Genomic DNA, 24,717 nt, shown 5'->3' with positions numbered 1-24,717 from the left:
CGCCACCGTAAACGGTGACGGGCCCAACGCCTCGGTAATCAATCAGCACAGGGCCGAAAGGTTACTTGGCCTTTTCGACGATCTCGACGAGGCGGAACCGCTTCGTCGCAGACAGCGGGCGGGTCTCGCTGATGATGACCAGGTCGCCGATGCCGGCGCTGTTCTCTTCATCATGGGCCTTGACCTTCTTGTTGCGGCGAAGGACCTTGCCGTACAAGGCGTGCTTTACGCGGTCTTCGACCTCAACAACGATGGTCTTGTCCATCTTGTCGGAGACGACATAGCCGCGCATCTTCTTGCGCTCGTTGCGGACCACTGCGGCGGAGCCGGTTTCAGTGTTGTTTACAGAATCGCTCACTTGGCGACCTCCTCAGTTTCTTCAGCCTTCTTGGAGGCCTTCTTGGCTTCCTTGTCAGCCTTCTTGGAGGCCTTCTCCACCGGGGCGGCGGCAACAACATCCGGGCGAATGCCCAGCTCGCGCTCGCGCAGCACCGTGTAGATGCGGGCGATGTCGCGCTTTACCACGCGCAGACGCCCGTGGCTTTCCAGCTGACCGGTGGCGGACTGGAAGCGCAGGTTGAACAGTTCCTCCTTGGCCTTCCGGAGTTCTTCAACAAGACGCTCGTTGTCGAACCCGTCAAGCTGTGCGGGGGCCAGATCCTTGGATCCAACTGACATCTCTACTCACCACCTTCGCGACGCACGATGCGTGCTTTCAACGGCAGCTTGTGGATTGCCAGGCGCAGGGCCTCGCGAGCTACCTCTTCTGATACACCGGAGAGTTCAAAGAGAACGCGGCCGGGCTTGACATTCGCAATCCACCACTCGGGCGAACCCTTACCGGAACCCATGCGGGTTTCGGCCGGCTTCTTCGTCAACGGACGGTCAGGGTAGATGTTGATCCACACCTTTCCGCCACGCTTGATGTGACGCGTCATGGCGATACGTGCGGATTCAATCTGGCGGTTGGTGACGTAGGCGGGCGTCAGGGCCTGAATGCCCCACTCACCAAACGTGACCGTGGTGCCGCCGGTAGCCTGCCCGGAGCGACCCGGGTGGTGCTGCTTGCGGAACTTTACTCGACGTGGGATAAGCATTTAAGCCTGTCCTCCTTCTGCTGCCGGAGCTGCAGCCTCTGCAGCTGCAGGAGCCGGGGCCGCGGCAGCAGCCTCGGTGCGCTCGGGACGGTCGTTGCGACGGCGGTCGCCACCGGAGCGGGGGCCGCGGGGTCCGCGGTCATCGCCGTCACGGCGGGGGCCACGGCCACGGGCAGGGGCGGCAGCTGCCTGGGCAGCCAGTTCCTTGCTCGTGACATCGCCCTTGTAGATCCAGACCTTGACACCGATGCGGCCGAACACGGTCTTGGCCTCGAAGAAGCCGTAATCGATGTTGGCGCGCAGGGTGTGCAGGGGCACACGGCCTTCGCGGTAGAACTCGGTGCGCGACATTTCAGCGCCACCCAGACGGCCGGCGCAAGCGACACGGATGCCCTTGACGCTGCCGGTGCGCTGTGCGGACTGCATGGCCTTCTTCATCGCGCGGCGGAAAGCCACACGGGAAGTCAGCTGCTCAGCGATGCCCTGGGCCACCAGCTGTGCGTCGGCTTCCGGGTTCTTCACTTCCAGGATGTTCAGCTGGACCTGCTTGCCGGTGAGCTTTTCGAGCTCGCCGCGGATGCGGTCTGCCTCAGCCCCACGGCGGCCGATCACAATGCCGGGACGTGCGGTGTGGATGTCCACACGTACACGGTCACGGGTGCGCTCGATCTCAACCTTGGAAATGCCGGCGCGGTCCATGCCCGTGGACATGAGCGCGCGGATCTTGATGTCTTCTTTTACGAAGTCCTTGTAACGCTGTCCGGGCTTGTTGCTGTCCGCGAACCAGTGTGAACGGTGGTCCGTGGTGATCCCGAGACGGAACCCGTGCGGGTTTACTTTCTGTCCCACTTAGCGAGCCTCCTCTTTCTCGGGGGTAGCGACAACCACGGTGACGTGGCTGGTGCGCTTCTTGATCTGGTAGGCACGACCCTGGGCGCGCGGCTGGAACCGCTTCATGGTCGGGCCCTCATCAACGAAGATTTCGCTGATGTACAGGTCATTTTCATTGAACGCGACGCTGTCGCGATCAGCCAGAACGCGGGCGTTGGCCACTGCGGACTGGACTACCTTGAATACCGGCTCAGAAGCTGCCTGGGGGGCAAACTTCAGAATCGCCAATGCCTCATTCGCCTGCTTGCCACGAATCAGGTTGACGACGCGCCGGGCCTTCATAGGCGTGACGCGCAGATGACGCGCACTTGCCTTGGCTTCCATTGCTATCCTTCTCTCGTCTTAGCCGTAAAGCCAAGCGCCTAGCGGCGCTTGCCCTTGCGGTCGTCCTTGACATGGCCGCGGAATGTCCGCGTGGGGGCGAATTCGCCGAGCTTGTGCCCGACCATCGACTCGGTGACAAACACGGGGATGTGCTTGCGACCATCGTGCACGGCGATCGTGTGACCCAGCATGTCCGGGATGATCATCGAGCGGCGGGACCAGGTCTTGATGACGTTCTTGGTGCCCTTTTCGTTTTCCCTAGCGACCTTGACAAAGAGGTGCTGGTCTACGAAGGGACCCTTCTTCAGGCTACGTGGCATGTCTCCAGGCTCCTATCGCTTGTTCTTGCCAGTACGACGGCGACGAACGATGAGTTTGTCGCTCTCTTTGTTGGGACGGCGGGTACGGCCTTCCGGCTTGCCGTTCGGGTTGACCGGGTGGCGTCCACCGGAGGTCTTGCCTTCACCACCACCATGCGGGTGGTCGACCGGGTTCATGACAACACCGCGGACGGTCGGGCGGACGCCCTTCCAGCGCATGCGCCCTGCCTTGCCCCAGTTGATGTTGGACTGCTCGGCGTTTCCGACTTCGCCGATGGTGGCGCGGCAGCGCGCATCAACGTTGCGGATTTCACCGGAGGGCAGCCGCAGCTGGGCGAACTTGCCTTCCTTGGCGACCAGCTGAACGGAAGCACCGGCGGAACGGGCCATCTTGGCACCGCCACCGGGACGCAGCTCCACGGCGTGGATAACGGTACCCACCGGGATGTTGCGCAGCGGCAGGTTGTTGCCAGGCTTGATGTCGGCCGCGGGGCCGGCTTCAACAAAGTCGCCCTGCTTGAGCTTGTTCGGCGCGATGATGTAACGCTTGGTGCCATCAACGTAGTGCAGGAGGGCAATGCGTGCCGTGCGGTTGGGATCGTATTCGATCTCGGCCACACGTGCGTTGACGCCGTCCTTGTCGTGGCGACGGAAGTCAATCAGGCGGTACTGGCGCTTGTGGCCACCACCCTTGTGACGCGTCGTGATACGACCGGTGTTGTTGCGGCCACCCTTTTTGGGCAGGGGACGGACCAGAGACTTCTCCGGCGTCGACCGCGTGATTTCGGTGAAGTCGGCAACGCTCGAGCCGCGACGGCCCGGGGTTGTCGGCTTGTATTTACGGATTCCCATAGTTTATTTCCTCGTTAAAGTGGTCTCCGCTTAGGAAAGCGGACCGCCGAAGATGTCGATTGTGCCTTCTTTGAGGGAGACAATGGCGCGCTTGGTGCTCTTGCGCTGCCCCCATCCGAAGCGGGTGCGCTTGCGCTTGCCGGCACGGTTGATGGTGTTGATCGAGTCGACCTTGACGGAGAAAATCTTCTCCACGGCCAGCTTGATCTCGGTCTTGTTCGAGCGGGGGTCGACCAGGAAGGTGTATTTACCTTCGTCGATCAGGCCGTAGCTCTTTTCCGAGACGACGGGTGCAAGCACGACGTCGCGCGGATCCTTGATGGTGACGGCGCTCACTTGGCGTCCTCCTCAATCGTCTGGGCAGCTTCGCCGCCGGCGGGGACAAAGCCTGCGGCCTTGGCGTCCTCAACGGTTGCGAACCAAACCTCGGCCACAGTGGCGTCATACCAGCGTGAACCAGGCACGTGGTACTTCATGGAGTCCTTGTTGCCCTTGATGGTGCCTTCGGCAGCATCTGCGGAAACCTCTTCCTCAACCAGCACTAGGCTGGAGGCGAATGCCTCGGCAGCGGCGCGGCCGGAGATGAAGATCTCGTAGGCGGCTTCGGTGAAGACCACGTCATCGGCAACGAGCACGTCGTAGGTGTTGAGCTGGTCAACGTACAGCACGTGGATGTTGGTGATGTTGCGGACACTCAGGGCGGCAACGTCGTTGCTGCGCTCGATGACGACCAGCAGGTTCTTGCGCTCGGAAACCGTGGCCAGCAGTGCCTTGGCCGACTTGGTCGACGGCTTGGTGCCGGAAACCAGTTCGGAAACAACGTGGATGCGGCCGTTGCGTGCCCGGTCGGAGAGTGCACCGCGCAGGGCTGCAGCCTTCATCTTCTTGGGGGTGCGCTGGCTGTAGTCACGCGGGGTCGGACCGTGGACAATGCCACCGCCGGTCATGTGAGGGGCGCGGATGGAACCCTGGCGGGCGCGGCCGGTGCCCTTCTGGGCGAACGGCTTGCGGCCGGCACCGGAAACTTCGGCGCGGGTCTTGGTCTTGTGGGTACCCTGGCGTGCAGCAGCGAGCTGTGCAACAACGACCTGGTGCAGCAGCGGCACGTTGGTCTGCACGTCGAAGATCTCTGCAGGCAGGTCAACCTTTACAGTTGCCATTTTACTTATGCTCCCTTCACGGCGGTGCGTACCAGGACGACCGAGCCGCGGGCGCCGGGGACGGCACCCTTGATCAGCAGCAGCGACTTCTCGGCGTCGACACCGTGAACGGTCAGGTTCATGGTCGTGACACGCTCGGCGCCCATGCGGCCAGCCATGCGGACACCCTTGAAGACGCGGCCAGGGGTGGACGCGCCACCGATGGAACCGGGCTTGCGGTGGTTCTTGTGGGCACCGTGCGATGCCGGGGCTCCGTGGAAGCCGTGGCGCTTCATGACACCGGCGAAGCCCTTGCCCTTGGAAGTGCCGACGACGTCGACCTTCTGGCCGGCTTCGAAGATCTCAACGGAGATTTCCTGGCCGAGGGCGTAGGAGTCGGCATCTGCAGTGCGCAGCTCGACGATGTGGCGGCGCGGGGTGACGCCTGCCTTTTCAAAGTGGCCGGCCAGCGGCTTGGTCACCTTGCGCGGGTCGATCTGGCCGTAGCCGATCTGAACAGCGGTGTAGCCATCAACGTCTGCGTTGCGCAGCTGGGTGATGACGTTCGAGTCGGCCTGGACGACGGTTACAGGAACAAGCTTGTTGTTCTCGTCCCAGACCTGGGTCATGCCGAGCTTCGTGCCCAGGATGCCCTTAGTGTTTCGGGTCGCGGTCATAGTTTCTCAGCACCTCCCTACAGTTTGATTTCGATGTTCACGTCGGCCGGCAGGTCGAGACGCATGAGCGAATCCACCGCCTTGGGCGTGGGGTCGATGATGTCGATCAGACGCTTGTGCGTGCGCATTTCAAAGTGCTCGCGGCTGTCCTTGTACTTGTGAGGCGAACGGATAACGCAGTACACGTTCTTCTCGGTGGGCAGCGGCACGGGGCCGACTACCGTTGCGCCTGCGCGCGTGACCGTCTCAACGATCTTCCGGGCTGAAACATCAATGACCTCGTGGTCATATGACTTCAGCCGGATGCGGATTTTTTGTCCCGCCATGGCGTCGTGACTCTCTTCCTGTAACGAAGCATCCTGTGCGAGCAATGCTGTTGACGTAAACGCTGTTTACTTTTCCTGTGCACTGTGGCGATCCCGCCACGCTCCCAACGAACTGAATCCGGACATTTCCGGGTTCCTCAATCCGCCGAAGCTCCGACCCCCGCGGTCGGGCGTGTCGCGATCAACTCGCGCACGTACCCGCAATAATTTGCGAAGGTGGGTTATGTTTGGTCCTCAGCTTGGACCCTGCGCCGAGCATTATCTCGGCCGGGACACGAAAAGGCACTTGAACAACTCAATAAGTATGCCGGAATTGGGCGGCAAACGCCAACCGGCACCCTGCCCCCGGGGCCGGGCACGCAACGGCCCGATCCGGCACTTTCCCGCCGCGGCACCGCCCTGCGGGCCCGTCCCCCCGCCGGATGCCCCGGTTTGGTGGGCAAAATCACCCCGCCACACGGCGCCGCAGACCGAAAGCGTTCCGACCCCCCCTCCCCCGCCCGGAGGGAAATTCCACTACTTCCCGGCCAACACGGGTCTGCCCACGGCGTTCCCTGCCTGTTCCACGGCTGGTGACAAGGTGTCCGCGTGCGCCGGACGACGCAAGGGCACAGCCGACGTCGCCATGGGCCCACCAGGCCGCCGGCACCGCCGTCCAGGGAAACACACAAGGGCGGCCGCCTGCAGGGAAGCCGCCCGGCAGGCCTGTGAGGGCGGTGAGGGCGTACCAAAAAGGAGGGCCCCGGCCGAAGCCGGGGCCCTCCTCTTTCAGATCTTCGTTACTTGGAGTGCAAGTTACTTGATGATCTTGGTGACGCGGCCTGAACCAACGGTGCGGCCACCTTCACGGATGGCGAAGCCGAGGCCTTCTTCCATGGCGATGGGCTGGATCAGCTCAACGGACATTTCGGTGTTGTCGCCAGGCATGACCATTTCCGTGCCCTCGGGCAGGGTGATGACGCCGGTAACATCCGTGGTGCGGAAGTAGAACTGCGGGCGGTAGTTGGAGTAGAACGGGTTGTGACGCCCACCCTCATCCTTGGCCAGGATGTAGACGTTGCCTTCGAAGTTCGTGTGCGGGGTGATGGAGCCCGGCTTCACGATGACCTGGCCACGCTCAACATCTTCGCGCTTGATGCCGCGGAGCAGCAGACCACAGTTCTCGCCGGCCCATGCCTCGTCGAGCTGCTTGTGGAACATCTCGATACCGGTGACCGTGGTCTTCTGGATCGGGCGGATGCCGACGATCTCAACCTCGGAGTTCAGGGCAAGGGTTCCACGCTCGGCGCGGCCCGTCACAACGGTGCCGCGGCCGGTGATGGTGAAGACGTCTTCAACCGGCATCAGGAACGGCTTGTCGCGGTCACGGATGGGGTCCGGGACGTTGTTGTCAACGGCGTCCATCAGGTCCTCAACGGACTTGACCCACTTGGGGTCGCCTTCCAGTGCCTTCAGGCCGGAGACGCGGACAACAGGTGCCTCGTCGCCGTCGAAACCCTGCGAGGAGAGGAGTTCGCGAACTTCCATTTCGACCAGGTCGAGGAGTTCTTCGTCATCAACCATGTCGGACTTGTTCAGAGCCACCAGCAGGTAGGGAACGCCCACCTGGCGGGCGAGCAGGACGTGCTCGCGGGTCTGGGCCATCGGGCCGTCAGTCGCAGCAACCACCAGGATTGCGCCGTCCATCTGGGCGGCACCGGTGATCATGTTCTTGATGTAGTCAGCGTGGCCGGGAGCGTCAACGTGTGCGTAGTGGCGCTTCTCGGTCTGGTACTCAACGTGGGAGATGTTGATGGTGATGCCGCGCTGCTTCTCCTCGGGGGCCGAGTCGATGGAGCTGAAATCACGCTGCTCGTTGAGTGTGGGGTACTTGTCGTACAGCACCTTGGAAATGGCAGCCGTCAACGTCGTCTTTCCATGGTCAACGTGACCGATGGTGCCGATGTTAACGTGCGGCTTAGTCCGCTCGAACTTTGCCTTCGCCACGGGTTCCTCCTAGAACGTTTTCGTTGACTTACTCTCGGCGACGCTTTTCGTCACCGAAATCGATAGCAAGTCTACTGGGGGCTTTTGATTTTTAAGAAATTACTGCTTGCTTGGGTCCGTACCAGCATAAAGTGCGGGAACGGACCCAAGCAAAAGTACGGTTATTCGCCGCGGGACTTCTGGATGATCTCGTCGGCAACTGCCTTCGGGACCTCCGCGTAGCTGTCAAACTTCATCGAGTACACGGCACGGCCCTGGGTCTTGGACCGCAGGTCGCCGATGTAGCCGAACATGCCGGACAGGGGCACCAGGGCACGAATGACCTTGACGCCGCTGGCATCCTCCATGGACTGCATCTGGCCACGGCGGGAGTTGATGTCACCGATAACTTCACCCATGTATTCCTCAGGGGTGCGGACTTCAACTTCCATCAGCGGTTCAAGCAGGACCGGGTTGGCCATCCGCGCAGCTTCCTTGAACGCCATGCGGCCGGCGATCTTGAACGCCATTTCCGACGAGTCAACATCGTGGGACGCGCCGTCAAGCAGCGTGGCCTTGATGCCAACCATCGGGTAGCCGGCCAGCACGCCGTCAGGCATGGCGGACTGGATGCCCTGGTCAACGCTGGGGATGTATTCACGGGGAACACGGCCACCGGTGACCTTGTTGTCGAACTCGTACATGGCACCTTCGGCAGTGTCCAGCGGCTCGATCGCGATCTGGATCTTGGCGAACTGGCCGGAACCACCGGTCTGCTTCTTGTGCGTGTAGTCGTGCTTGGCAACAGCCCGCTTGATGGTTTCGCGGTACGCAACCTGCGGCTTGCCAACGTTGGCTTCGACGTTGAACTCGCGGCGCATGCGGTCCACCAGGATGTCCAGGTGGAGCTCGCCCATGCCGCCAATTTCGGTCTGGCCGGTGTCTTCGTTGAGGTTGACGGTGAACGTCGGGTCCTCAGCGGAGAGTTTCTGGATGGCCGTGGAAAGCTTCTCCTGGTCGCCCTTGGTCTTCGGCTCGATGGCAACGAAGATCACGGGCTCGGGGAAGGTCATCGACTCAAGCACAATCGGGTTTGCCGGGTCGCACAGGGTGTCACCGGTCGTGGTGTCCTTCAGGCCGATCACCGCGTAGATGTGGCCTGCGTGGATCTCGTCAACCGGCATTTCCTTGTTGGCGTGCATCTGGAAGAGCTTTCCGATGCGCTCCTTCTTTTGCTTGGTCGAGTTCAGCAGCTGCGTTCCGGACGTTGCACGGCCGGAGTACACGCGGATGAAGTTCAACTGTCCGAAGAACGGGTGCGTGGCAATCTTGAAGGCCAGGGCCGAGAACGGCTCCGTCTCGCTGGGCTCGCGCTTGAGCTCGACGGTCTCGTCCTTGGGGTCGTGGCCCACCATGGCGCCAACGTCCAGCGGGTTCGGCAGGTAGTCGATGACAGCATCGAGCATCGGCTGCACGCCGCGGTTCTTGAACGCGGAACCACAGAACACGGGGTAGATCTCGGAGTTGACGGTCAGCGTGCGGATGCCGGCCTTCAGTTCCTCGATGGACGGCTCTTCGCCTTCGAGGTACTTCTCCATGAGCTCTTCGGAGGACTCTGCAACGGCCTCTACGAGGGCTGCACGGTACTCTTCAGCCTTTTCCTGCAGGTCTGCAGGGATGTCCAGGATCTCGTAGGCGGCACCCATGGTGACGTCACCCTTGGAGTCGCCGGCCCAGACGAGGGCCTTCATGGTCAGCAGGTCAACGACGCCGGTGAATTCGCTCTCAGCACCGATCGGCAGCTGCATGACGAGCGGCTTCGCGCCCAGGCGGTTGATGATGGTGTCGACAGTGAAGTAGAAGTCGGCGCCGAGCTTGTCCATCTTGTTGACGAAGCAGATGCGCGGGACGTTGTACTTGTCGGCCTGGCGCCACACGGTCTCCGACTGCGGCTCCACGCCTTCCTTGCCATCGAAGACGGCAACGGCGCCATCGAGCACACGCAGGGAGCGCTCAACCTCAACCGTGAAGTCAACGTGGCCGGGGGTGTCAATGATGTTGATCTGGTTGTTGTTCCAGAAACAGGTCACCGCGGCGGAGGTGATGGTGATGCCGCGTTCCTTTTCCTGTTCCATCCAGTCAGTCGTCGAGGCACCGTCGTGGGTTTCGCCGAGCTTGTGGTTCACACCCGTGTAGAACAGGATGCGCTCGGTAGTAGTGGTCTTGCCGGCATCAATGTGGGCCATGATGCCGATGTTGCGGACCTTGTTAAGGTCTGTAAGCACGTCCTGTGCCACGGTTTCTCCCTTTTCTAGAGATGAGCTTGCGGGTGGTTCCGCACGGCCCCAAGGCCATCCGGAACCACCCTCACGGCTCTAGTTACCAGCGGTAATGGGCGAATGCCTTGTTGGACTCGGCCATCTTGTGGGTGTCTTCGCGACGCTTGACGGCGGCACCAAGCCCGTTCGAGGCATCCAGGACCTCGTTGCGCAGGCGTTCGGTCATGGTCTTCTCGCGGCGGGCCTTCGAGTAGCCGACCAGCCAACGCAGGGCCAGGGCGGTCTGGCGACCGGGCTTGACCTCAACGGGAACCTGGTAGGTGGCGCCACCAACGCGGCGGGACTTCACCTCGAGGCTCGGCTTGATGTTTTCCATGGCCTTCTTCAGGGCTGCAACGGGGTCGCCGCCCGTCTTCTCGCGAACACCTTCGAGTGCACCGTAGACAATGCGCTCCGCGGTGGACTTCTTGCCGTCAACCAGAACCTTGTTGATCAGCTGCGTGACCAGGGGGGAACCGTATACGGGATCTACAACTAGCGGCCGCTTGGGGGCCGGACCCTTGCGAGGCATATTACTTCTTCTCCATCTTGGCACCGTAGCGGCTGCGGGCCTGCTTGCGGTTCTTGACGCCCTGGGTATCCAATGCGCCGCGGACGATCTTGTAACGAACACCGGGAAGGTCCTTCACGCGGCCGCCGCGGACCAGCACGATGGAGTGTTCCTGGAGGTTGTGGCCAACACCGGGGATGTAGGCGGTAACTTCCACGCCACCGTTGAGGCGCACGCGGGCAACCTTGCGAAGGGCCGAGTTCGGCTTCTTCGGGGTGGTCGTGTAAACGCGCGTGCAAACGCCGCGGCGCATGGGGCTGCCCTTCAGTGCGGGAGCCTTGGTCTTGGTGACCTTGGGTGACCGGCCCTTCCGGACCAGCTGGTTAATCGTAGGCACTTTCGTGTTCTCCGTTGTTTTCTCGAGATGCTTCTCGTGTCGCTTTCCCCGGCCGTCAAGCACCTGGGAAGAGCCTTTTACTGGTAGTCGCAGACTTGGGCGACTTCACAGCGCCTAGGCATGCAAAAATGTGGCATTCGCTGTACAAGAACCGTACAACCCGGACCCGCGAACCGCGTCCCCTGGAAATCCAAGGGAACCGGGCGCTCTTATCCACTGCCACACTAACAATTACCACTACGTTACCATGCCGTGGGCACGGTCCTGAAATCACGGTCCGTTAATCCTTGACAGGACGGACTGGCGCGCGCACTCTCGAAGGTACTCCACGCCGCACGCTGGCCGGTCTCCCACTTGCAGCACCCGATGTGGAGCGGATTTTCGGCGGATTGCAGGTGTGCCATGGCAGATGCAGATTTGGTGCTGGAAGGCGGCGGCGTCAAGGGGTCCGGCCTGGTGGGGGCGGTGACGGCCCTGGCCGAACACGCCGACCCCTACACCTTCCACCGGGTGGCCGGCACCTCGGCAGGGGCGATCGTGGCAGGCCTGCTGGCCTCCGGCATGTCCGTTTCCCAGGTCAAGGGCGTCATGGATGACCTGGACTTTGCCCGCTTCGAGGACGAGTCGGGTTTCCTGGCCCACGTGCCCGGCCTGGGTGCATCCGCCGGGCTGCTCCTCCACGAGGGGCTCTTCGCCGGCGGCTTCCTGCACGACTGGATTTCCGAGACGCTGGCCGGCCAGGGCGTCTACACCTGGGCGGACCTGAAGCAGGATGATCCCGGCAGCGCCCTCCCGCCAGCGCACCGGTACCGGCTGGTGGTGATCGTCTCCGACGTTTCGCGTGGCCTCATGCTCCGACTCCCTTGGGACTATGAATCCCTGTTGGGCCTTGACCCCGACAGGGTGTCCGTGGCGGATGCCATCCGGGCATCCGCCTCCATCCCGATTTTCTTCCGGCCCTGGATGATGCCCGCCAACACCTCCCTGATCGGACACGACCACATTGTGTGTGCCGACGGCGGCCTGCTCTCCAACTTTCCCATGGCGATCTTTGACAGGCATGACGGCCAGCCGTCGCGGTGGCCCACCCTCGGCGTCAAGCTTTCCGGGCAGACCAGCATCCGCACCGAGGACTGGGCGCCGGACAACAGCAACCTGCAACTGGCCAAGTCGTTGCTGAGCACCATGGTTGGTGCGCACGACCGCAGCTACGTCAACGACCCGCAGGCGGTTTCCCGGACCATCTTCGTCGACACCTCCAACTACCGGGCCACCGACTTCCACCTGACCCCGGCGGACAAGGAGGCACTTTTCGCCAAGGGCAGGGCGAGCGGGCAGAAGTTCCTCGCCGGCTGGGACTGGGGCACCTGGAAGGCCGGGGACTACACCAAGTAGGCACTTTGCCTGCCCAACGCACGACGGCGGTTGGCGGGCTTCACAGGGAAGCCCGCCAACCGCCGTCGTACTTCTTGGCCGAATGCTAGCCGGAGAAGTTGGTGCCCAGGTCGTAGTCATCCAGGGGGATGGCACGGAACTCTGCACCGAGGTCGCCCACGCCGCCCACGTAGTCAAAGTCGCTGAACGCGCTCGGACCGGTGAACAGGTTGGCCTTGGCCTCTTCCGTCGGCTCCACCGTGACGTTGGTGTAGCGAGGCAATCCGGTGCCGGCCGGGATGAGCTTGCCGATGATGACATTCTCCTTCAGGCCCAGCAGGGGGTCGGACTTGCCTTCCATGGCCGCCTGCGTCAGGACGCGGGTGGTTTCCTGGAAGGAAGCGGCGGAGAGCCAGGACTCGGTGGCCAGCGAGGCCTTGGTGATGCCCATGAGCTCGTTACGGCCCGAGGCCGGCTTCTTGCCCTCGGACACCACGCGGCGGTTTTCCGTCTCGAAGCGCCCGCGCTCGGCAAGCTCGCCGGGCAGCAGGTTGGAGTCGCCGGACTCGATGACCGTCACGCGGCGGAGCATCTGGCGGACGATGACTTCCACGTGCTTGTCGTGGATGCCCACACCCTGGCTGCGGTACACGCCCTGGACTTCCTCAACGAGGTGCTTCTGGGCGGCACGCGGGCCGAGGATGCGCAGGACCTGCTTCGGGTCCACGGCACCGACAATCAGCTTCTGGCCAACCACCACGTGCTCGCCGTCTGCGACCAGCAGGCGGGCACGGCGCAGGACCGGGTAGGCGATCTCTTCGGTTCCGTCGTCCGGGGTGAGGATCAAACGCATGGTGCGCTCGGACTCATCAATGTTGATGCGGCCGGCGGCCTCTGCGATCGGTGCCACACCCTTCGGGGTACGGGCCTCGAAGAGCTCCTGGATACGCGGCAGACCCTGGGTGATGTCCTCCCCGCGGCTGGCCGAAACGGCACCACCAGTGTGGAAGGTACGCATGGTCAGCTGCGTGCCGGGCTCACCGATGGACTGTGCGGCGATGATGCCCACGGCCTCACCGATGTCCACGGTCTTGCCGGTGGCCAGCGAACGGCCGTAGCACAGGGCACAGGTGCCCACCGTGGATTCACAGGTCAGCACGGAGCGGACCTTGATCTCTTCAATGCCGGCCGCGAACAGCTTGGCAATGAGGACATCGCCGACGTCGTCGCCGGCATTTGCCAGCACGGTGCCGGAGGAATCCACCACGTCGGCAGCCAAGGTGCGTGCGTACACGCTGTTCTCGACTTCCTCGTGCAGCTTGATCTCGCCGTTTTCGGTGACCACTGCGATGGGCAGGGTCAGGCCGCGCTCGGTGCCGCAGTCGTCTTCACGGACAATGACATCCTGCGAAACGTCCACGAGGCGACGGGTCAGGTAGCCCGAGTTTGCCGTACGGAGGGCCGTGTCGGCCAGACCCTTGCGGGCACCGTGCGTGGCGATGAAGTACTCCAGGACCGACAGTCCCTCCCGGTAGGAGGACTTGATCGGGCGCGGAATGATTTCACCCTTCGGGTTGGCCACCAGGCCGCGGATACCGGCAATCTGGCGAACCTGCATCCAGTTACCACGGGCGCCGGAGGAGACCATCCGGTTGATCGTGTTGGAGGCGGACAGCGACGCACGCATCGCCTCGGCGATCTCGTTCGTTGCCTGGTTCCAGATGTCGATGAGCTCCTGGCGGCGCTCGTCGTCGGCGATCAGGCCCTTGTCGAACTGTGCCTGGACCTTGGCGGCCTTGGTCTCGTAGCTTTCCAGGATGGCCGGCTTGGCCTTGGGCACCTCGATGTCGGAGATGGCAACCGTGATGCCGGAGCGGGTGGCCCAGTAGAAGCCTGCATCCTTAAGGTTGTCCAGCGTTGCCGCCACCACAACCTTCGGGTAGCGCTCGGCGAGGTCGTTGACGATCTCGGAGAGCTGGCCCTTGTCGGCAACCTTCTCAACCCACGGGTAGTCGGCGGGCAGGGTCTCGTTGAAGATGACCTGTCCCAGCGACGTCGCCACGATGGCCGGCTGGCCGGCCTCCCAGCCTTCGGGGGCTTCCCAGCCCGCGTACGGCACGAAGTTCTCCAGGCGGATCTTGACCTGCGAGTTCAAGTGCAGCTCGCCGGCGTCGTGCGCCATGACGGCCTCGGCCGGGGTGGAGAAGATCCGACCTTCGCCCACGGCGCCAATGCGCTTGGTGGTCAGGTGGTACAGGCCGATGATCATATCCTGCGAAGGCAGGGTGACCGGGCGGCCGTCCGAAGGCTTCAGGATGTTGTTGGAGGACAACATCAGGATGCGGGCTTCAGCCTGTGCCTCGGGGCTCAGCGGCAGGTGCACTGCCATCTGGTCACCGTCGAAGTCGGCGTTGAAGGCGCCACACACCAGCGGGTGAAGCTGGATGGCCTTGCCTTCAACCAGCTGCGGCTCGAACGCCTGGATGCCCAAACGGTGCAGGGTTGGTGCACGGTTCAGCAGCACCGGGTGCTCGGTGATGATCTCTTCGAGAACATCCCACACCTGCGGGCGGAAACGCTCCACCATACGCTTGGCGCTCTTGATGTTCTGGGCGTGGTTGAGGTCAACCAGGCGCTTCATCACGAACGGCTTGAAGAGCTCCAGGGCCATCTGCTTGGGCAGGCCGCACTGGTGCAGCTTCAGCTGAGGGCCGACAACGATGACCGAACGGCCGGAGTAGTCAACGCGCTTGCCAAGCAGGTTCTGGCGGAAGCGTCCCTGCTTGCCCTTGAGCATGTCGGAGAGCGACTTCAGCGGGCGGTTGCCCGGCCCGGTGACCGGACGGCCGCGGCGGCCGTTGTCGAACAGCGAGTCAACGGCTTCCTGCAGCATCCGCTTTTCGTTGTTGACGATGATCTCCGGAGCACCCAGGTCAAGCAGCCTCTTGAGGCGGTTGTTGCGGTTGATCACACGGCGGTACAGGTCGTTCAGGTCCGAGGTGGCGAAACGGCCACCGTCGAGCTGGACCATGGGGCGCAGTTCCGGGGGGATCACCGGGACGGCGTCCAGGACCATGCCGAGCGGACTGTTGTTGGTGGTCAGGAACGCGTTGACAACCTTCAGGCGCTTGAGGGCACGCGTCTTGCGCTGGCCCTTGCCGTTCTGGATGATGTCGCGCAGGATCTCCGCTTCAGCAGCCATGTCGAAGGTCTCCAGGCGCTTCTTGATCGCCTCGGCACCCATGGCACCTTCGAAGAACATGCCGTAGCGGTCACGCAGTTCGCGGTACAGCGCCTCGTCGCCTTCGAGGTCGGCGACCTTCAGGCCCTTGAAACGGTCCCAGACCTGCTCGAGGCGGTCGATGTCCGCATCGGCGCGCTTGCGCACGTTGGCCATCTGGCGGTCCGCGGAGTCGCGGGCCTTCTTCTTGTCGGCTGCCTTGGCACCCTCGCCCTCGAGGCGCGCAATCTCGTTTTCGAGGTCGCGGGCAATCGTGGCGATGTCGGAGTCGCGCGTGTCAACCATGCGCTTCTTCTCCAGGTCGTGCTCGATCTGGAGGTTCGGCAGCTCGTCGTGGCGGGCTTCCTCGTCGACGCTGGTGATCATGTAGGCGGCGAAGTAAATGACCTTTTCCAGGTCCTTCGGCGCCAAGTCCAGCAGGTAGCCCAGACGGGACGGGACGCCCTTGAAGTACCAGATGTGCGTGACGGGCGCAGCAAGTTCAATGTGGCCCATGCGTTCGCGGCGCACCTTGGCACGGGTGACCTCAACGCCACACCGCTCACAGATGATGCCCTTGAAGCGCACGCGCTTGTACTTGCCGCAGTAGCATTCCCAGTCGCGGGACGGGCCAAAGATCTTCTCGCAGAAGAGGCCGTCCTTCTCGGGCTTGAGGGTGCGGTAATTGATGGTTTCCGGCTTCTTGACTTCGCCGTGCGACCAGTCGCGGATGTCTTCCGCGGTGGCCAGGCCGATCTGCATGAGGCCGAAGGAGGATTCGCTGGACATATGGGTCCTGTTCTCTCTAATTCTCTAAGTCTGAATGTCTCTACAGGCCCGGGGTCGAGGTTTGCCCGACCACCGGGCCACGGGTACGGAAAGAGGGGGAACGGCGGCGGCACGGCTGGGTGCCGCCGCCGGCTTCGCTAAACCTCTTCGACGGAGTTCGGCTCGGCCCGTGAGAGGTCGATGCCCAGCTCCTCCGCGGCCCGGAAGACTTCTTCATCCGAGTCACGCATCTCAATCGTGGTGCCGTCGGTGGAAAGGACTTCCACGTTCAGGCACAGCGACTGCATTTCCTTGATGAGAACCTTGAAGGACTCCGGAATGCCCGGCTCCGGGATGTTCTCACCCTTGACGATGGCCTCATAGACCTTGACGCGGCCGTGGATGTCATCGGACTTGATCGTGAGCAGTTCCTGCAGCGTGTACGCGGCGCCATAGGCCTCCAGGGCCCACACTTCCATCTCACCGAAGCGCTGGCCGCCGAACTGTGCCTTACCACCCAGCGGCTGCTGGGTGATCATGGAGTACGGGCCGGTGGAGCGCGCGTGGATCTTGTCATCCACCAGGTGGTGGAGCTTGAGGATGTACATGTAGCCAACGGACACCGGATCCGGGAACGGCTCACCGGAGCGGCCGTCGAACAGGCGCGTCTTGCCCGAGGAATCGATCAGGCGGTCGCCGTCACGGGTCACGTTCGTGGAGTCAAGCAGCCCGGTGATCTCCTGGTCGCGGGCGCCGTCGAACACGGGGGTCGCAACCTTCGTCTGGCCGATCTCGCGCGGAAGGTTCGGCAGGTTCTTGATCCAGTCCGGTTCGCCTTCAACCTTCCAGCCGGTCTTGGCAGCCCAGCCGAGGTGGATCTCCAGCACCTGGCCCACGTTCATGCGCCCCGGAACACCCAAGGGGTTCAGGACGATGTCCACGGGGGTGCCGTCGGCCAGGAACGGCATGTCCTCGATCGGCAGGATCTTGGAGATGACGCCCTTGTTTCCGTGGCGGCCGGCCAGCTTGTCACCGTCGGTGATCTTGCGCTTGTTGGCCACGTATACGCGGACCAGCTGGTTCACTCCGGGGGGCAGGTCGTCGTCGGAGTCGCGGTCAAAGACGCGGACACCGATGACGGTGCCGGACTCGCCGTGGGGCACCTTCAGGGAGGTGTCACGCACTTCGCGGGACTTCTCACCGAAGATGGCGCGCAGCAGGCGCTCTTCCGGGGTCAGCTCGGTCTCGCCCTTGGGGGTGACCTTGCCGACCAGGATGTCCCCGGCCTCAACCTCGGCACCGATGTGGATGATGCCGCGTTCGTCCAGGCCGGCCAGGATTTCCTCGGAAACGTTCGGGATGTCCCGGGTGATTTCCTCGGCACCGAGCTTGGTGTCGCGGGCGTCGATCTCGTGCTCCTCGATGTGGATCGAGGACAGCACGTCTTCGGCAACGATGCGCTGGGAGAGGATGATGGCATCCTCGTAGTTGTGGCCTTCCCAGGACATGAACGCCACGAGCAGGTTCTTGCCCAGGGCGAGCTCGCCCATGTCCGTTGCGGGACCGTCGGCGATGATGCCGCCGACTTCCAGACGCTGGCCCTCGGAGGCGAGGACCCGCTGGTTGTAGGCGGTGCCCTGGTTGGAACGCTGGTACTTGGCGATCGGGTAGCTGGTCTCCGTGCCGTCGTCGTTCAACATCACCACGACGTCGGCGGAAACCTCGGAGACCACACCGGCCTTCTTGGCGATGACAACGTCACCGGCGTCAACAGCCGTGGGGCGCTCCATGCCGGTGCCCACGAACGGGGCCTCGGACTGGACCAGCGGCACGGCCTGGCGCTGCATGTTCGCACCCATGAGGGCACGGTTGGCGTCGTCGTGCTCCAGGAACGGGATCAGGGCGGTTGCCACGGACACCATCTGGCGCGGGGAAACGTCCATGTACTCGACCTCGTCGGCCGGGACCAGGACGGGCTCGCCGCCACCGCCGCGCTGGCGGACCAGGACGGTTTCCTCGGTGAAGCGGTTGTCGTCATCCAGCGGTGCGTTGGCCTGGGCGATGACAACGTCAACTTCGTCGTCAGCCGTCAGGTAGTCAACTTCGTTGGAGACGACGCCGTCCTTGACCCGGCGGTACGGGGTCTCGATGAAACCGAACGGGTTGATGCGGCCGTAGGAGGCCAGCGAACCGATGAGGCCGATGTTCGGGCCCTCAGGGGTTTCAATGGGGCACATGCGGCCGTAGTGCGACGGGTGGACGTCACGGACTTCCATGCCCGCGCGGTCGCGGGACAGACCACCCGGGCCCAGCGCGGACAGGCGGCGCTTGTGCGTCAGGCCGGCGAGCGGGTTGTTCTGGTCCATGAACTGCGACAGCTGGGAGGTTCCGAAGAACTCCTTGATCGCAGCCACGACGGGGCGGATGTTGATCAGCGTCTGCGGCGTGATGGCCTCGACGTCCTGGGTGGTCATGCGCTCGCGCACAACGCGCTCCATGCGGGACAGGCCGGTGCGGACCTGGTTCTCGATGAGCTCGCCCACGGCGCGGATGCGGCGGTTGCCGAAGTGGTCGATGTCGTCCACGTCAACGCGGAGGTCGACTTCGGCGCCGTCGCGGATGCCCTTGGTGGTCTTGCCGCCGGCATGCAGGGTGACGAGGTACTTGATCATCGCAACGATGTCATCGACGCTGAGGACGGAGGACGCCGGGTTGCTCAGCGGCATGTCGATGCCCAGCTTGCGGTTGATCTTGTAGCGGCCGACCTTGGCCAGGTCGTAGCGCTTGGCGTTGAAGTAGAGGTTGTTCAGCAACGCGTCGGCTGCGTCAACCGTCGGCGGCTCGCCCGGGCGCAGCTTGCGGTAGATGTCCAGCAGCGCATCTTCGCGGCCGGTGGTCGCGTCCTTTTCCAGCGTGGCGCGGATGGAGTCGAACTCGCCGAACTCCTCCAGGATCTGGCCCTCGGTCCAGCCCAGTGCCTTGAGCAGCACTGTGACGGACTGCTTGCGCTTGCGGTCAAGGCGCACGCCGACCTGGTCCCGCTTGTCGATTTCCAGCTCGAACCAGGCACCACGCGAGGGGATGATCTTGGCGGTGAAGATTTCCTTGTCGCTGGTCTTGTCTGCCGTGCGCTCAAAGTAGGCGCCCGGGGAACGGACCAGCTGGGACACAACAACACGTTCGGTGCCGTTGATGACGAAGGTGCCCTTGTCGGTCATGAGCGGGAAATCGCCCATGAACACGGTCTGTTGCTTGATTTCGCCCGTGAGGTTGTTCATGAATTCAGCCTTGACGTACAGGGGCGCCGCGTACGTGGCGTCGCGGTCCTTGCATTCGTCAACGGTGAACTTGGGATCGGCGAACTCCGGTTCCGTGAAGGACAGGGACATGGTGCCCTGGAAGTCTTCAATCGGGGAGATCTCTTCGAAGATGTCAGACAGCCCGGACGTGACGGCCACGCTGTCATCACCGGCGTTCACGGCGGCTTCCATGCGGCCCTGCCAGCGCTCGTTGCCGACGAGCCAGTCAAAGCTCTCGGTCTGGAGTGCGAGCAGATTCGGCACGTCAAGCGGCTCGTGAATCTTGGCGAATGAGAGGCGACTCTTTGCACCGTCAGTGCTGTTTGAATCGATAGCGGTTGCAGCGTTATTTACATTAGAGGTGCTCGAGGCGACCAAGAGGGATCCTTCCACAGACCTGCAGGCTAGTTCTTGTGAACCCTCACCCGATTCGCCGATTGGTCATCAAACCAAGACGAACGCTGGACAAAAGTTGCAAAAGCACCCGTGTTGGGAGTTGAATCTTCCCAAGACGCGAGCCGTTCCAACCTTTGACCGAAGCAAAGCCCACCGCTATATGAAGGCTGAAGGTTAAGAGGGATACGCAAAGATCTACACTACAGGCATATCTCCCGCGTGTCTACCTCACGCCGCGCAAATGCGCAAGTATGGATGTTCCGCTCCTCACACCGGCGCCGTCCCGGACCTCTCCGGCCAGGGCGGCGGCGGAAATTTCCGGCCCGCCCAAACTGTTAGATTCAATGTAAGGCCCGGCACAGGTCAAGGGTGATCTGTGCGGACAATGCGTAAGGAGCGCCTGCCATGACAGCACAAGAGAACCCGAACAATGTGGACAAAGCGGCCGAGGTCGTGATCCTGGCCGGGGCCCGCACCCCGCAGGGCCGGCTGAACGGGCAGCTGGCCGGGTTCACCGCCGTCGAACTGGGTGCCAAGGCCATTGCCGCAGCCCTTGAACGTTCCGGGGCCAGCGCCGCGGACGTGGACCAGGTGATCATGGGCCAGGTGCTGCAGGCCGGTGCCGGCCAGAACCCCGCGCGCCAGAGCGCAATTGGTGCCGGGATCAGCTGGAACGTGCCGGCGGTGACCATCAACAAGGTCTGCCTTTCGGGCCTGACGGCCGTGATTGATGCGGCCCGGCTGATCCGCAGCGGCGATGCCGAGGTGGTGGTGGCCGGCGGGCAGGAATCCATGACCCGGGCCCCGCACCTGCTCCCCGGTTCGCGCCAGGGCTGGAGCTACGGTGCTGTCCAGGCCCTGGACGTGGCCGCACATGACGGCCTCACCGACGCCTTTGACGGCGAATCCATGGGCCTTTCCACGGAGCGCGGCAACATCCGCCTGAACATAGGCCGCGCGGTCCAGGACGAAGTGGCCGTGGCATCCCACACGCGGGCCGCGGCGGCGCAGGACTCCGGCGTCTTCGACAACGAGATCGTGCCGGTCGCCGTTCCCCAGCGCAAGGGCGAGCCCGTGGTGCTGACGCGTGACGAAGGCATCCGGCCCCAGACCACCCTGGAAACCCTTGCCCCGCTCCGTCCGGCATTTTCGGCCGACGGCGCCATCACGGCCGGCAACTCCTCCCCCTTGTCCGACGGCGCATCCGCCATGGTGCTGTCCAGCCGGTCCTATGCCGAAGCCCACGGCCTCCCCTGGCTGGCGGTTGTCGGCGCACCGGGGCAGGTGGCCGGGCCGGACAACTCGCTGCATTCCCAGCCCTCACACGCCATCCAGAGCGCACTAAAAAAGGCCGGCTGGAGCACCGAGCAGCTCGACTTCATTGAGATCAATGAGGCCTTTGGCTCGGTGGCAGTGCAGTCGCTGCAGGACCTGGACTACCCGTTGGAGAAGTGCAACATCCACGGTGGCGCCATCGCCCTGGGGCACCCGATTGGTGCGTCCGGCGCCCGCCTGGCCCTGCATGCCGCCACTGAGCTGGCCCGCCGTGGCACGGGACGGGCTGCCGTGGCGCTGTGCGGCGGCGGCGGGCAGGGCGAGGCGCTGTTGCTGTTCCGGGACGCCGAGTGAGCGCCGCCGGGGACGCTGAAACGCCGACCGGCCGGGCCCGGGTTGCCGCCGACGCGGCCGCCCGCGGCCTTGCCGTGGAGATCATCCCGCGCCCGGCCGCCGGTTCACTGGCCGAGGCCGCCGCGCTGATTGGCGTCGATCCGTCCGACATCGTCAAGTCGCTGGTGGTCAAGCGCAGCGACGACACCTTCCTGTTTGCGCTGGTGCCGGGCGGGCGCGCCATTTCCTGGCCCAAGCTGCGAGCCGTGGTGGGCGTCAACAAGCTGCAGATGCCCAAGCCCGACGTCGCACTGGCCGCCACGGGCCATGAGCGCGGCACCATCACTCCCCTGGGCAGCACGACGCCGTGGCCCGTGTTTGTGGACGAGAGCGTGGCCGGGCGCCGCGTGGCCCTGGGCGCCGGCGAACACGGCTACAGCATGTTCGTCGAGGCTGACGCCCTTATTTCCGCCCTGGACGCCACGGTCGCGGACATTTCAGCCCCTGAGTAGCCCCACCCCAACGACGGGGGCGTGCCATGCTGGCGGCGGCGTAGGAAATTTCACACGCCCTCGGCAGCATGGCACGCCCTCAGTGGGTCCGGTGAGTGTTTGGCACGCCCCGGGAATCAGGAAGGCCCCGCACCGTAGGGTGCGGGGCCTTCCTTGGAATGCGTCGGTGATTACTTGACGGTAACCGTGGCGCCGGCAGCTTCGAGGGCTTCCTTGGCCTTCTCGGCAGCTTCCTTGGTGGCGCCTTCGAGGACAGCCTTGGGAGCGGAGTCAACGACGTCCTTGGCTTCCTTCAGGCCGAGGGAGGTCAGGGCGCGCACCTCCTTGATGACTGCAATCTTCTTGTCGCCAGCGGCTTCGAGGATGACGTCGAACTCGGTCTTCTCTTCCTCAGCCTCGGCAGCTGCGCCGCCGGCCGGGCCGGCAACTGCAACAGCAGCAGCGGTAACTTCAAAGACCTCTTCGAACTTCTTCACGAACTCGGAGAGTTCAATGATGGTCAGTTCCTTGAAAGCTTCAATGAGCTCGTCGTTGGTGAGCTTAGCCATGGGTGGCGCTCCTTCTTTGTGTTCTTGCCCGGTGACGGGCGGATCTAAAAACCTAAGTCCTCATGGATCTAGGGAAAAACATGCGGGAGACAAGCCCCCATGAGGACTAGGCCTCGGTGGTCTCAGCTTCAGCAACCGGAGCCTCGTCAGCGGCGGGAGCCTCTTCGGCGGCCGGTGCTTCCTCAGCGGCGGGAGCCTCTTCGGCAGGTGCACCTTCGGCAAGCTTGAGGCGCAGGGCGTCGATGGTGCGCGCAGCGGCGGCCATCGGTGCCTTCAGCACGCCGGCAACCCTGGCCAGCTGCAGCTCGCGCGATTCCAGGGCGGCCAGTGCGGCAACCTCGGAAGCGTCAAGGGCCTTGCCTTCGAAGATGCCGGTCTTGATGATCAGCGCCTTGTTGGCCTTTGCAAAATCCGTCAGGCTCTTGGCTGCTGCAACAGCATCACCCTTGATGAAGGCAATGGCGGTAGGGCCGGAAAGCTGACCTTCGAAAGCGTCAACACCGGCTTCCTTGGCCGCAATGGCAGTCAGGGTGTTCTTGACGACCGAGAACTTGGTGTCCTGGCCGAGAGAAACGCGCAGCTCCTTGAGCTGGGCAACGGTGAGCCCACGGTATTCGGTTAGGACTGCTGCAGTGGAATCGCTGAAATCCTGCTTGATTTCTGCAACCGCAGCCACCTTTGTTGGCGTTGCCATAACCCTCCTTCCGGGAATTAATGCCGGTCCTTCCGGTCCTGCCCGCTGCCGTTTCCGGGAAGGAAGGCAAGTGGAAAACAAAACGCCCCGCACAGATGTACGGGGCGTTCGGGCAGCGGTTCCATGGACTTTCGTCCGGATCATTCGCTGCCTAAGCTTTGTGCACCTGCGCTGGCCGTCCTGGTTCAGGACTTTCGGATGAAAACCTTCCCGCTTCCACGCTGCACGACACATGATGCGCCTGGCACGTGGGGGTGGTTTCCATCGACCGACGGTCTTTGGTCCTCCCAGCCTACAGGAGCGGCCCCGCCCCTTCCAAATCGCGGGTCAGTCAGTCGCCGGGGTCAAAGGATTTCCGCCACTGCCCGGTCACGCCCGCCACGGTGAAGCCCATGCGGGCGTTGATCTCTATCAGGTGGGTGTCCTCGGCGGAGTTCCAGGTATAGATGGCATGCGGGTTCGGGTAGTCACGCGCCAGCAGTTGCAGGTTGGCCAGCTTCATGCGCAGCCCCAGCTCCCTGCCGCGGTGCCCGTCTTCCATGACGGTGTCGTCCTGGAAGACGACATCGTCGCGTTTGCCCAGCACGGAGATGGACGTGTAGCCGACCAGGCGGCCCGAGGCGCGGCTCTCGGCCGCTGTGACCAGCGTGTGCCGGCCTGTCGACTGGGAAATTTCCTCCGCTTCACGCATGTGTGCCACGTCCCAGGGCCCCTCGCCGGCCGGTTGGCCCATTTCTGCTTCCAGGCGGGCCACGTCCGCAGCCCATTCCTCGGGGCAGCTGTCCGTCCACTGGTGCACGGCATATTCGTCCCCGTGGGAGGCTGCGGCGGATGCCAGGAGTTCCGCCGCCCGTTCCGCCGGGAACGGCAGGGCACAGGAACTGAAGTGCTCCACCCGCTCCAGCTGGTAGCCGGCGTTGTGGGCAAAACGGGCCTGGCGGTTTTCCAGCGTCAGCGCGCCGGGCCCGGCGGCGGGATGCAGCAGCCGTTCGTCACCGCCGCCCTCCTGCTCCGACTGCAGCTCGGTGGCCGAGTGGTTCGTCTCCACCACCACAACCCGACGGTTTTCCCCGCGCACAAACGATTCAGCGGCTTCCAGCAGGCGCCTGCCCAGGCTGCGTCCTTCCGCGGAAGGCAGGACGTCGAGCGTGACGTGCGCCAGTTCGGTGTGGTCGTCCAGCGGCATGGCGATGCCCGCACGCCCCACGATCTGCCCATCCAGCCGGGCCACCAACATCACGTACCACTCGTAGGGGTCGTGGCACAGCGCAAGCAGTTCCTCGCCCGTGTACGCAAGGTCGTCGTTGCCCCACGTGCCCACCCGCACCTGCCGGGAGACTTCCACGGCGCGCAGGAAGTCCGCGGCCCCCTCGCCGTCGAGGTTGTCGGGCACGTGCAACTGTTCGATCCGGATGTCAGTCATGTCCTGTTGCTCCTGAAACTAGCTTTGTACCGGCCGCACCATGACGTGGTCATGCTCC

The 24,717-nt window shown here is 63.5% G+C and carries 23 protein-coding genes; 3 read left to right on the top strand and 20 right to left on the bottom strand.

Annotation, left to right across the window (positions count from 1 at the left end; translation table 11 throughout):
• Positions 1-61 precede the first annotated feature (61 nt).
• The 15 genes from rpsQ to rpsL all read right to left on the bottom strand — a co-directional run bounded on the left by rpsQ (position 62) and on the right by rpsL (position 10,817).
• Entirely contained in the window at positions 62-292 is a 231-nt protein-coding gene (rpsQ, locus tag MMF96_RS11155; protein ID WP_082000545.1) for a 30S ribosomal protein S17, read from the bottom strand.
• A 62-nt stretch (positions 293-354) separates the two neighbouring features.
• The gene (rpmC, locus tag MMF96_RS11150) at positions 355-678 is read right to left on the bottom strand and encodes a 50S ribosomal protein L29 (RefSeq protein ID WP_176615134.1); all 324 of its coding nucleotides are present in this window, start codon (positions 676-678) and stop codon (positions 355-357) included.
• Positions 679-680: 2 nt separating this feature from the next.
• Positions 681-1,097: a 50S ribosomal protein L16 gene (gene rplP, locus MMF96_RS11145; RefSeq protein ID WP_165183260.1), complete on the bottom strand. Its 417-nt coding sequence runs from the start codon at positions 1,095-1,097 to the stop codon at positions 681-683.
• Positions 1,098-1,946, bottom strand: coding sequence for a 30S ribosomal protein S3 (gene rpsC, locus MMF96_RS11140; RefSeq protein ID WP_176615133.1), 849 nt, complete (start codon positions 1,944-1,946; stop codon positions 1,098-1,100). It abuts the gene before it with no gap.
• Entirely contained in the window at positions 1,947-2,312 is a 366-nt protein-coding gene (rplV, locus tag MMF96_RS11135; RefSeq protein ID WP_125610316.1) for a 50S ribosomal protein L22, read from the bottom strand.
• Positions 2,313-2,350: 38 nt separating this feature from the next.
• Positions 2,351-2,632, bottom strand: a complete 282-nt coding sequence (rpsS, locus tag MMF96_RS11130) for a 30S ribosomal protein S19 (RefSeq protein WP_003803803.1) — start codon at positions 2,630-2,632, stop codon at positions 2,351-2,353.
• Between the two features lie 12 nt (positions 2,633-2,644).
• On the bottom strand, positions 2,645-3,484 hold the full coding sequence (gene rplB, locus MMF96_RS11125) for a 50S ribosomal protein L2 (RefSeq protein ID WP_165183262.1): 840 nt from the start codon (positions 3,482-3,484) through the stop codon (positions 2,645-2,647).
• Between the two features lie 30 nt (positions 3,485-3,514).
• On the bottom strand, positions 3,515-3,820 hold the full coding sequence (rplW, locus tag MMF96_RS11120) for a 50S ribosomal protein L23 (protein ID WP_113719165.1): 306 nt from the start codon (positions 3,818-3,820) through the stop codon (positions 3,515-3,517).
• On the bottom strand, positions 3,817-4,644 hold the full coding sequence (gene rplD / locus MMF96_RS11115) for a 50S ribosomal protein L4 (protein ID WP_176615132.1): 828 nt from the start codon (positions 4,642-4,644) through the stop codon (positions 3,817-3,819). Before rplD ends, rplW begins: the two co-directional genes overlap by 4 nt.
• Before the next feature lie 5 nt (positions 4,645-4,649).
• On the bottom strand, positions 4,650-5,300 hold the full coding sequence (rplC, locus tag MMF96_RS11110; protein WP_176615131.1) for a 50S ribosomal protein L3: 651 nt from the start codon (positions 5,298-5,300) through the stop codon (positions 4,650-4,652).
• A gap of 17 nt (positions 5,301-5,317) precedes the next feature.
• Complete coding sequence (gene rpsJ, locus MMF96_RS11105) at positions 5,318-5,626, bottom strand: 30S ribosomal protein S10 (RefSeq protein ID WP_003803825.1); 309 nt, start codon at positions 5,624-5,626, stop codon at positions 5,318-5,320.
• Between the two features lie 795 nt (positions 5,627-6,421).
• Positions 6,422-7,612, bottom strand: coding sequence for an elongation factor Tu (tuf, locus tag MMF96_RS11100; RefSeq protein WP_176615130.1), 1,191 nt, complete (start codon positions 7,610-7,612; stop codon positions 6,422-6,424).
• A gap of 161 nt (positions 7,613-7,773) precedes the next feature.
• Entirely contained in the window at positions 7,774-9,888 is a 2,115-nt protein-coding gene (gene fusA, locus MMF96_RS11095) for an elongation factor G (RefSeq protein WP_176615129.1), read from the bottom strand.
• Between the two features lie 82 nt (positions 9,889-9,970).
• Entirely contained in the window at positions 9,971-10,441 is a 471-nt protein-coding gene (rpsG, locus tag MMF96_RS11090; protein ID WP_054012305.1) for a 30S ribosomal protein S7, read from the bottom strand.
• Position 10,442: 1 nt separating this feature from the next.
• Positions 10,443-10,817, bottom strand: a complete 375-nt coding sequence (gene rpsL / locus MMF96_RS11085) for a 30S ribosomal protein S12 (protein ID WP_176615128.1) — start codon at positions 10,815-10,817, stop codon at positions 10,443-10,445.
• A gap of 402 nt (positions 10,818-11,219) precedes the next feature.
• Between rpsL and MMF96_RS11080 the strand changes: the two genes are divergently transcribed.
• The gene (locus MMF96_RS11080) at positions 11,220-12,212 is read left to right on the top strand and encodes a patatin-like phospholipase family protein (RefSeq protein WP_256883578.1); all 993 of its coding nucleotides are present in this window, start codon (positions 11,220-11,222) and stop codon (positions 12,210-12,212) included.
• Between the two features lie 85 nt (positions 12,213-12,297).
• On the opposite strand, the gene MMF96_RS11075 is transcribed toward MMF96_RS11080, so the two are convergent.
• Both MMF96_RS11075 and rpoB read right to left on the bottom strand, forming a co-directional pair.
• A complete protein-coding gene (locus MMF96_RS11075) occupies positions 12,298-16,200 on the bottom strand; it encodes a DNA-directed RNA polymerase subunit beta' (protein WP_176615126.1) in 3,903 nt (1,300 codons plus the stop codon).
• Positions 16,201-16,337: 137 nt separating this feature from the next.
• The gene (rpoB, locus tag MMF96_RS11070; RefSeq protein WP_176615125.1) at positions 16,338-19,856 is read right to left on the bottom strand and encodes a DNA-directed RNA polymerase subunit beta; all 3,519 of its coding nucleotides are present in this window, start codon (positions 19,854-19,856) and stop codon (positions 16,338-16,340) included.
• A 423-nt stretch (positions 19,857-20,279) separates the two neighbouring features.
• On the opposite strand from rpoB, the gene MMF96_RS11065 reads away from it, so the two are divergent.
• Both MMF96_RS11065 and MMF96_RS11060 read left to right on the top strand, forming a co-directional pair.
• Positions 20,280-21,503 carry an acetyl-CoA C-acetyltransferase gene (locus MMF96_RS11065; protein ID WP_256883577.1) on the top strand — a complete coding sequence of 408 codons (1,224 nt, stop codon included), beginning with the start codon at positions 20,280-20,282 and terminating at the stop codon, positions 21,501-21,503.
• Positions 21,500-21,994, top strand: a complete 495-nt coding sequence (locus MMF96_RS11060; RefSeq protein WP_176615123.1) for a YbaK/EbsC family protein — start codon at positions 21,500-21,502, stop codon at positions 21,992-21,994. Before MMF96_RS11065 ends, MMF96_RS11060 begins: the two co-directional genes overlap by 4 nt.
• Before the next feature lie 170 nt (positions 21,995-22,164).
• Here MMF96_RS11060 and rplL read toward each other — a convergent pair whose 3' ends face one another.
• The 3 genes from rplL to MMF96_RS11045 all read right to left on the bottom strand — a co-directional run bounded on the left by rplL (position 22,165) and on the right by MMF96_RS11045 (position 24,659).
• Positions 22,165-22,542 carry a 50S ribosomal protein L7/L12 gene (gene rplL, locus MMF96_RS11055; protein ID WP_113719175.1) on the bottom strand — a complete coding sequence of 126 codons (378 nt, stop codon included), beginning with the start codon at positions 22,540-22,542 and terminating at the stop codon, positions 22,165-22,167.
• A gap of 106 nt (positions 22,543-22,648) precedes the next feature.
• A complete protein-coding gene (rplJ, locus tag MMF96_RS11050) occupies positions 22,649-23,236 on the bottom strand; it encodes a 50S ribosomal protein L10 (protein WP_176615122.1) in 588 nt (195 codons plus the stop codon).
• A 331-nt stretch (positions 23,237-23,567) separates the two neighbouring features.
• The gene (locus MMF96_RS11045) at positions 23,568-24,659 is read right to left on the bottom strand and encodes a GNAT family N-acetyltransferase (protein WP_256883576.1); all 1,092 of its coding nucleotides are present in this window, start codon (positions 24,657-24,659) and stop codon (positions 23,568-23,570) included.
• Positions 24,660-24,717: the final 58 nt, after the last annotated feature.

It is taken from the genome of Arthrobacter sp. STN4 (assembly GCF_024539665.1).
Taxonomy (GTDB): domain Bacteria; phylum Actinomycetota; class Actinomycetes; order Actinomycetales; family Micrococcaceae; genus Specibacter.
The sequence above is the reverse complement of the archived record's forward strand: the minus strand, read 5'-3'. Positions and strand labels throughout refer to the sequence as shown.

Coding starts and splice junctions, on each gene's coding strand:
- rpsQ (WP_082000545.1), bottom strand. CDS start 292: ATGCGCGGCTATGTCGTCTCCGACAAGATGGACAAGACCATCGTTGTT.
- rpmC (WP_176615134.1), bottom strand. CDS start 678: ATGTCAGTTGGATCCAAGGATCTGGCCCCCGCACAGCTTGACGGGTTC.
- rplP (WP_165183260.1), bottom strand. CDS start 1,097: ATGCTTATCCCACGTCGAGTAAAGTTCCGCAAGCAGCACCACCCGGGT.
- rplV (WP_125610316.1), bottom strand. CDS start 2,312: ATGGAAGCCAAGGCAAGTGCGCGTCATCTGCGCGTCACGCCTATGAAG.
- rpsS (WP_003803803.1), bottom strand. CDS start 2,632: ATGCCACGTAGCCTGAAGAAGGGTCCCTTCGTAGACCAGCACCTCTTT.
- rplB (WP_165183262.1), bottom strand. CDS start 3,484: ATGGGAATCCGTAAATACAAGCCGACAACCCCGGGCCGTCGCGGCTCG.
- rplD (WP_176615132.1), bottom strand. CDS start 4,644: ATGGCAACTGTAAAGGTTGACCTGCCTGCAGAGATCTTCGACGTGCAG.
- rplC (WP_176615131.1), bottom strand. CDS start 5,300: ATGACCGCGACCCGAAACACTAAGGGCATCCTGGGCACGAAGCTCGGC.
- rpsJ (WP_003803825.1), bottom strand. CDS start 5,626: ATGGCGGGACAAAAAATCCGCATCCGGCTGAAGTCATATGACCACGAG.
- rpsG (WP_054012305.1), bottom strand. CDS start 10,441: ATGCCTCGCAAGGGTCCGGCCCCCAAGCGGCCGCTAGTTGTAGATCCC.
- MMF96_RS11080 (WP_256883578.1), top strand. CDS start 11,220: ATGGCAGATGCAGATTTGGTGCTGGAAGGCGGCGGCGTCAAGGGGTCC.
- MMF96_RS11075 (WP_176615126.1), bottom strand. CDS start 16,200: ATGTCCAGCGAATCCTCCTTCGGCCTCATGCAGATCGGCCTGGCCACC.
- MMF96_RS11065 (WP_256883577.1), top strand. CDS start 20,280: ATGACAGCACAAGAGAACCCGAACAATGTGGACAAAGCGGCCGAGGTC.
- rplL (WP_113719175.1), bottom strand. CDS start 22,542: ATGGCTAAGCTCACCAACGACGAGCTCATTGAAGCTTTCAAGGAACTG.
- rplJ (WP_176615122.1), bottom strand. CDS start 23,236: ATGGCAACGCCAACAAAGGTGGCTGCGGTTGCAGAAATCAAGCAGGAT.
- MMF96_RS11045 (WP_256883576.1), bottom strand. CDS start 24,659: ATGACTGACATCCGGATCGAACAGTTGCACGTGCCCGACAACCTCGAC.